The organism is Psychrobacter sp. UBA3483, from assembly GCF_002377905.1.
GTDB lineage: Bacteria > Pseudomonadota > Gammaproteobacteria > Pseudomonadales > Moraxellaceae > Psychrobacter.
This window is the reverse complement of the sequence record NZ_DFQS01000001.1, coordinates 1-7,832: the sequence shown is the minus strand read 5'-3', so window position 1 is coordinate 7,832 and position 7,832 is coordinate 1. Positions and strand designations below refer to the sequence as shown.

Here is a 7,832-nt window from a genome sequence, read left to right as displayed (position 1 = left end):
ACTTATGGGGGTCAGTTCATTAAGAACAGATGGTTTTTTTATTTAAACCTTTAACAACAGAAATCTTCAAAGTCCCAAAAATACTTAAAACGATGAGTTCGGCTGCTGTAAAAACGCTTCTTCTTCAGGCGAAGATTTTCGACCTAAGGTTTCATTGCGGTGCGGATAACGCCCAAACTTATCAATAATATCCTTATGGCGATGCTCAAAGTCTAACGTTGTCGCATCATTTAATTGTTCAAATAAGGGCAGATAGCGCTCATGAATCATCGCTGATTCAGAATGCATAAACGGCATAATGGTAAAGCGACGCCACTCCATTGGTAGAGTGTCAAAATACGGCTGCCCAATGGCTTCTTGTGCCAGTGCTAGTGCCATCCCATCTTGGGCAAAGGCACAGGCTTGCTCACGGCATAAATTACGCGAGAACTGATCTAAAACGATAATTTCTGCCAAACGTCCCGCCAAAGCGGTGATTGAGCTATTACTATCATTCGGTGCTTCTGCGATACGCCATGTCACGCACTCACCCTGTTTTGCCGCCTGCCAAACATCACCAAACTTGTCTTTTATCTTTTTATCAAAAGCATCATTTTGTGCAAACCAGTACTGCTCATTGTCTTTATCGAACCAAAAGTCCAACACTGCACGCGCATCGGCAGGAAGATACTCTAAGCTGATGTTTTGCGGATCGAGCTGCGATAGGTTGGCTGGGTTTTTAGCAGTGGAATAATCAGTCGAGAGTGCCATAAGATATTCTAATTGTGATGGATTTAGTCTACTATAGCGCAATTATTTAGGTCTGTCATGATACCGACCTCAGCTATTAGGTAACCTCTTATGAATGCAAAAATCCCGTTACAAACCAGTCACTCATCCTTGCCTGCAACGCCCTATTATCTGCTTGATGAAGCGGCAATCGTTGCCAACATGAAAATTATCGCGCGTCTGTGCGAGTTATCAGGCGCTAAAGCCTTGCTAGCGTTGAAATGCTTTGCTACTTGGGGCGTGTTTGATGTTATGCGGCCCTTTTTGCATGGTACGACTTCGTCCTCATTGAATGAAGTGCGTTTAGGGCATGAAACCTTTGGTAAAGGTAAAGACAGTGATAATAAGAAAGAAACCCATGCTTACAGCGTCGCTTATAGCGCAGATGAAATCGATGAAGTATTAAGCTATGCTGATAAAATTATTTTTAATTCTATCTCGCAATTGAATGCGTTTAAAGCTAAAGCCGTGGCAAAAAACATTCCAGTTGGGCTGCGCTTAAATCCAAAGACCAGTAACTCATCCTTTATTATTGCTGACCCTGCGCGTCCATTTAGCCGCTTAGGTGAGCATGATAAAGATAAGATTACCGCTGTACTTACTGATATCACAGGCGTCATGATTCATAACAACTGTGAAAACGATAGCTTTGAGGCGTTTAGCGCAAGCTTAGCAGATATCGAAGACAAATTTGGTGAAGTGCTGGCGCAGCTTGAATGGGTGAGCTTGGGCGGTGGTATTCACTTTATCGCGCCTGATTATCCACTTGAAAAACTGGCGGATAGATTGAAAGGTTTTAGCGAGAAATATGGCGTACAAGTCTATCTTGAGCCGGGTGAAGCAAGCATTCATGGTGCGGGCTCATTAGTCACGACCGTCTTGGATACCATGCACAATGAAAAAAATCTTGCCGTCGTCGATGCGTCTATCGAAGCGCATATGCTTGATTTACTGATTTATCGCGAGTCAGCACCTATTGCGGCAATTAACAAAGAGGCCATTAATATTGCATCTGTCGATATGGCTAAAACGGCCACTATACCAGACAACACTATTATTTACGGTCGTTCTTGTTTGGCAGGCGATATCTTTGGTGAGTATGAATTACCTAGCCATTTACAGATCGGCGATACCATTGCGTTTGGTAATGCTGCCGGTTATACCATGGTCAAGAAAAACTGGTTCAATGGTGTGGGCATGCCAGCGATTGTGATTCAGCGTCTAGATGGCACTATCGATATCCAGCGCGAGTTTGATTATCAAGATTATAAGGCCAGCTTGTCTTAATTTTGCTATTAAGATTAGGGTGATGCTATTTGAGTAATAAAATTGGATGTCATCTTATCGATTAATTATTGCCGAAAGGTGGGTAAAAATTGTTATAATCGCCGCGGGCAAAAGCAAGTAGCCAAATACTGCTTTGCCCGACGGGTGCGTGGGTTTTCCTCGGTCTTCCTTTTTAATTCACGCATATTATTCACTCGTTTCTGTTTTGACTCGCCAAGATCGATGGTATCGACAGGGACACAAAGGAGGATTGTTCATTGAACACAAATCAAACCAACCCTAGCAAAAAAGACGTGCTTATCATCGGTGCAGGCGGTGTGGCGCAAGTGGTCGCGCATAAATGTGCGATGCATAACGACGTACTTGGCGAGATTCATATTGCCTCACGCACGCAAGATAAATGTGCTGCCATCGCCCAAAGTGTCATAGACAAAAACAGCTTTAAGCTGCCTGCGGTATTACATACCCATCAAGTCGATGCCATGGATACGCAAGCGCTGGTACAGCTCATTCAAGAGACGGGTATTCAAATCGTTATCAATGTCGGTTCGGCATTTGTCAATATGACCGTTTTAGAAGCTTGTATTGAAACAGGCGTTGCCTATATTGATACCGCCATTCATGAAGATCCGCGTAAGATTTGCGAAACGCCGCCATGGTATGACAACTATGAATGGCAGCGCAAACAGCGCTGTGCGGACAATAATGTCACGGCGATTTTGGGCGCAGGGTTTGATCCTGGTGTAGTCAACGCTTATGCGCGTCTTGGCTATGACATGATGGATGCAGGCTCAGTGACGGATATCGATATTATTGATATCAATGCAGGCAGCCACGGTAAATATTTCGCCACCAACTTTGATCCTGAGATTAATTTCCGTGAATTCACTGGGACGGTTTATTCTTGGCAGGACAGCAAGTGGCAGTCGAATAAGATGTTTGAAGTCAAGCGTACCGATGATTTGCCAGTCGTTGGCGAGCAAAACAGCTACCTAAGTGGTCATGACGAGATTCATTCTTTATCGGCTAACTTAGATGTACCAAACATCCGCTTTTGGATGGGCTTTGGTGAGCATTATATCAATGTGTTTACCGTGCTCCAAAACCTAGGTTTATTGTCTGAGCAGCCGGTGATAACCGCTGAAGGACAAGAAGTGATTCCGCTAAAAGTGGTCAAAGCAGTATTGCCAGATCCAAGTTCGCTTGCGCCGAACTATACGGGTAAGACCTGCATCGGCGACAAGGTTAAAGGCAAGATTAATGGCGTTGATAGCGAGGTGTTTATTTATAATATCTCCGATCATAAAGACGCGTATAACGAAGTTGGTAGCCAAGGTATTTCTTATACCGCTGGCGTGCCACCTGTTGCCGCTGCGATACTGGTCGCGACTGGCGAGTGGGATGCAGGCAAAATGGTCAACGTTGAAGAGCTTGATGCCAAGCCATTTATCAATTTGTTAAATGAGATTGGTTTGCCAACGCGTATTCAAGACGCCAATGGTGATAGAGCGCTTAAGTTTGATATTTAATATATCTTAAGCCATAAAAAAGCCCGTCTAATTATCTCGATAAGAGCGTTAGATGGGCTTTTTTTATGCAAGAAACTTTATAGTAAATGAGAATATTTTTTTCATTCACTTGGCCTTAGAAATGTCATGCGCATTGTTTTCTTCATTCATGCTTTACTGCTAACGCTGAAGCTCTATCATCATTGGATAAACGCATTCAGTATAATGACATTAGACAAGGGTTAGAATATAGTGGACCTAATAGGGATAGTCATATAATTAAAATAAGGAATATCAATGAGCGACGAACCGAATGACGATGGCTTAAGGGAAGCTAACGAGTCAAATACGCCATTAAATGAGCCTAGCGAGAGCTCGCGCCCACCGTTTGAGCGCAGGCAGTTTGGCGGTACAGAGCGCCAATCAAAACCTTTTGATGAAGATGTGCCTATCTCTCGTAGCGATCTACAAAAAGGCGCGCAAGAGCTGTCAGAAAATAGTGTGGCTCATATTAACTGGAGTGTGTTGATTGTCTCGTCAGTCGTGATTGTGGCGTTTTCGATATGGGCAATTTTGATGCCTATCAATGCCAGCACAACCATGAAGACAGTCGTTGATTGGATTGCAACCAATCTTGGCTGGTATTACGTGATTACCATGGTGATGGTCATTGGTTTTGTACTGTGGGTAGCACTGTCTAAAGCAGGTAGCATACGCCTCGGGCCTGATGATTCGCGGCCACAATACAAGCTAGGTACGTGGGCGGCGATGTTATTTGCCGCTGGGGTAGGCATTGATATGCTGTTTTTCTCAGTGACTGGCCCAGTTGTACAGTATTTGACCCCGCCTTCTGGCGAAGGAGCGAATGCGGCTGCGATGCAAGATGCCGTCGTCTGGACGATGTTCCATTACGGCATTGCCGGTTGGTCTATTTATGCACTGCTTGGTATGGCGATGGGTTATTTTGCCTACCGTTGGGGCATGCCATTATCAATTCGAGCAGCGCTTTATCCGCTGCTTGGTAAGCGGGTAAAAGGTCCTATCGGTCACGGTATTAGTATCCTTGCCTTGGTCGGCACGGTGTTCGGCGTGGCGACGACGATGGGTATCGGTGTGGTACTGTTAAACGTTGGTTTCTCAAAGCTATTTGGTTTTGAAGAAGGCTTAACGTTACAGATTGCCCTCGTAGTTGGCGCGGTTATCTTGACCATTTTGGCTACCACTTCAGGCGTTGACCGCGGTATCCGCTGGATATCCGAGCTCAATCTTTGGAGCGCCGTCGCAATGATGGCGTTTATCTTAATCGCTGGCGAGACGGCGTTCTTATTAAATGCGTTGGTTGAAAACCTCGGTCAGTTCTTTGTCACGCTACCTGCTCGAATGTTTAAAACCTTTGCCTATGTACCTGGTAGTAGCGACTGGATGGGCAGCTGGACGCTGTTCTTTTGGGCGTTTTGGCTGGCATGGGGGCCGTTCGTTGGGGTGTTTTTAGCGCGTATCTCGCGCGGACGCACATTACGTGAGTTTGTTATCGCTGCGATTACGGTGCCGGTATTATGTGACTTTATCATTGTCTCTTTCTTTGGTAATTCAGCCCTTTATGAGATATTACAAGGCAATACCGCCTTTGCTGAGCTTGCCGTTCAAAGCCCAGAGCGCGGATGGTACGCGCTACTTGAGCTGTTTCCTGGGGCGACTATTTTGATAGCATTAGCAACGCTTTCAGGATTGCTGTTTTATATCACCAGCGCCAACTCAGGGGCGATGGTCATGTCGAACTTTTCAACCTCCATTCCTGACCCAAGCGAGGATGGTCCGAAATGGCTACGCATTTTTTGGGCAGTATTGACAGCAGTGTTGACTATCTCTATGTTGATCGCAGGCGGCGTCATTACCATGGAGTATGCAACGCTTATCTTTGCCCTTCCTGTGACCATTATCGTTTATTTGGTGATGTTCTCTTTTTCTAAAGCGTTAAAAATAGAACGGGCTGAGCGCGAAGGTACTGTGCTGCGCCGTCCTTCTGTCACGCCAAGTGGCGGCTATATACCAGAGCGTTCATGGAAGCAGCGCTTGGGACAAATGCTGACCTACCCATCCAAACGCGAAACCATACAATTTCTTGATCGCGTCGTTCGCCCCGCGCTAAACGAAGTCGCCAATGAGTTTGAGCGCCAAGGTTACGATATTGATCGCGACAATATCCCTCATATAGCGGGCGATATTGATGCTGGTGGGCCATTATTAAAAGTATCTACCGACGCGCAAAACGACTTTTATTATCAAGTGTCTATGGTCGAGACGCCGTCACCGACGTTTAGTGGCAAAATGTCGCCAGTTAGCGACGTGTATTATCGTTTAGAAGTAACGACGCAAACCGGCTCTGGTGGTTATGATTTGATGGGCTTGACCAAGCAGCAAGTGATTGATGATGTGCTTGAACAATACGAAGCGTATCTGACTTTTATTACCACGCCGCCAGAGACAGATTTGAACACAGCAACCGCGCCAGCAGGAATCACAGGTAAAAGTTGATTTTTTATAATGGTAAAACGGTATAGATAATAGCGGCGCCGATCCTGCTATCCGCTATCATCTGTCATGTATGTTAGGGCTACGTCTTAAGCCTTACTAGGATTATACTTTCTCAGCGCCGCAATACGTTCATCAAGCGTTGGATGTGAGCGAAAAAGGTTAGCGACACTAAAGCCTGTAGACTGCCCAGACGAGATTGCAAATGCTTTCATGCTCTCAGGCATCTGGTCTGGACGCTGCTCAGAAGGACGCAAGGCATCCAGTGCGCTAATCATTTTGTCACGGCTGGCAAGCTTTGCGCCCATCTCATCAGCACGGAATTCACGTAGGCGCGAGAACCACATGACGATAGCAGACGCCAAAAATCCCAGTAAAATATCCATCACGATACTAGTGATGAAATACCCAATACCTGGGCCATCCCCTTCATTTTTAAAGACAGTACGGTCGACAAAGCTGCCAATAAGGCGCGCAAAGAACATGACAAAGGCGTTCACCACACCTTGAATGAGCGCAAGGGTGACCATATCGCCGTTGGCCACATGACCAATCTCATGCGCGAGCACCGCTTCTATTTCATCGGGCGTCATACTTTGTAGTAGTCCTGAAGAAACCGCTACCAATGCTTGGTTTTTGTTCCAACCCGTTGCGAACGCGTTTGGCTGTGAGTTGTTAAAGATTCCCACTTCCGGCATGCCAATATTTACTGCCTGCGCGTGTTTAGCGACGGTATCAACCAGCCATTTTTCCGTAGCATTTCTTGGCGTTTCGATGACCGCTGTACCTGTTGATTTTTTTGCCATCCATTTTGAGATAAATAGCGAGACCATCGAACCAACCATACCGTATATGCCGCACATAATGGCAAGGCTGGTATAATTTAGCCCGCCTGCGCCATGTACGCCGCCAATCCCAAAAAATCTGGATAAAATACCAAACACGATGCTAAATACCACAATCACCGCTAAGTTGGTTAATAAGAACAATCCGATACGCATCATGACGCTAACTTCCTCATTGAAATTCAACTACAGTCTTATAAATAACTCCTTCACAGGAGTAAAAGGTAAAAATGAAACAAATGGCAATTATAACCTTCTATGGATAATAAAGCCGCTCATTCAATAGAAATCGCCACTTATAACTTATAAAGTAGGGACAATAGCGGCGTAAAGTGTTTAACTAATGCAAGAGTGATAGATAGAGAACTAAAAAATAGTCAGTACTATCATAAGTAATGAACCATTCATATACCATTTAATCCTATATAAGGTTTCGCTATGAATTTTCTAGAGCTAAAAGTACCGCCAGTCGCGCAAGTTATCATTACTGCAGCGGCCATGGCTGGCGTCTCTAAAGTCGCACCTGCTTTGAAGTTTTCGTTGAAAGGCTCTGCGGCCTTAGCAGTAGGTTTAGGCGCTATAGGACTGGGTAGCGCCATTTTGGGTGTCACACAATTTAAAAAAGCGCAGACCACGCCCAATCCACAAGCCCTTGAAGAGGTTTCAAGTTTGGTGACCAGCGGTATATATCAATATAGCCGCAATCCCATGTATGTGGGTTTGGTGCTTATATTATTTAGCTGGGCACTATATCTGTCACACTTTCTTGCCTTTGTGTTGTTGCCCATTTTTATACTTTATATGACTCGTTTCCAAATCCAGCCAGAAGAGCGAATGTTGGCACAGAAATTTGGCAAGGCTTATCAGACCTATAGTGTATCAAATACAAAAG

The 7,832-nt window shown here is 45.1% G+C and carries 6 protein-coding genes; 4 read left to right on the top strand and 2 right to left on the bottom strand.

The window, feature by feature from the left end; genetic code table 11:
• Nucleotides 1-84 precede the first annotated feature (84 nt).
• Nucleotides 85-750 (bottom strand): DUF924 family protein, encoded by a 666-nt coding sequence (locus B2866_RS00030; RefSeq protein WP_296189229.1) that lies wholly within the window; start codon nucleotides 748-750, stop codon nucleotides 85-87.
• A gap of 90 nt (nucleotides 751-840) precedes the next feature.
• On the opposite strand from B2866_RS00030, the gene B2866_RS00025 reads away from it, so the two are divergent.
• The 3 genes from B2866_RS00025 to betT all read left to right on the top strand — a co-directional run bounded on the left by B2866_RS00025 (nucleotide 841) and on the right by betT (nucleotide 6,098).
• Nucleotides 841-2,055, top strand: a complete 1,215-nt coding sequence (locus B2866_RS00025; RefSeq protein WP_296189226.1) for a carboxynorspermidine decarboxylase — start codon at nucleotides 841-843, stop codon at nucleotides 2,053-2,055.
• Between the two features lie 257 nt (nucleotides 2,056-2,312).
• Nucleotides 2,313-3,584, top strand: a complete 1,272-nt coding sequence (locus B2866_RS00020) for a saccharopine dehydrogenase family protein (RefSeq protein ID WP_296189224.1) — start codon at nucleotides 2,313-2,315, stop codon at nucleotides 3,582-3,584.
• Between the two features lie 276 nt (nucleotides 3,585-3,860).
• Nucleotides 3,861-6,098, top strand: a complete 2,238-nt coding sequence (gene betT, locus B2866_RS00015) for a choline BCCT transporter BetT (protein ID WP_296189222.1) — start codon at nucleotides 3,861-3,863, stop codon at nucleotides 6,096-6,098.
• An 86-nt stretch (nucleotides 6,099-6,184) separates the two neighbouring features.
• On the opposite strand, the gene htpX is transcribed toward betT, so the two are convergent.
• Nucleotides 6,185-7,099, bottom strand: a complete 915-nt coding sequence (htpX, locus tag B2866_RS00010) for a protease HtpX (protein WP_296189220.1) — start codon at nucleotides 7,097-7,099, stop codon at nucleotides 6,185-6,187.
• Nucleotides 7,100-7,378: 279 nt separating this feature from the next.
• Between htpX and B2866_RS00005 the strand changes: the two genes are divergently transcribed.
• A partial coding sequence (locus tag B2866_RS00005; RefSeq protein ID WP_296189217.1) for a methyltransferase family protein occupies nucleotides 7,379-7,832 on the top strand: 454 nt, incomplete at its 3' end.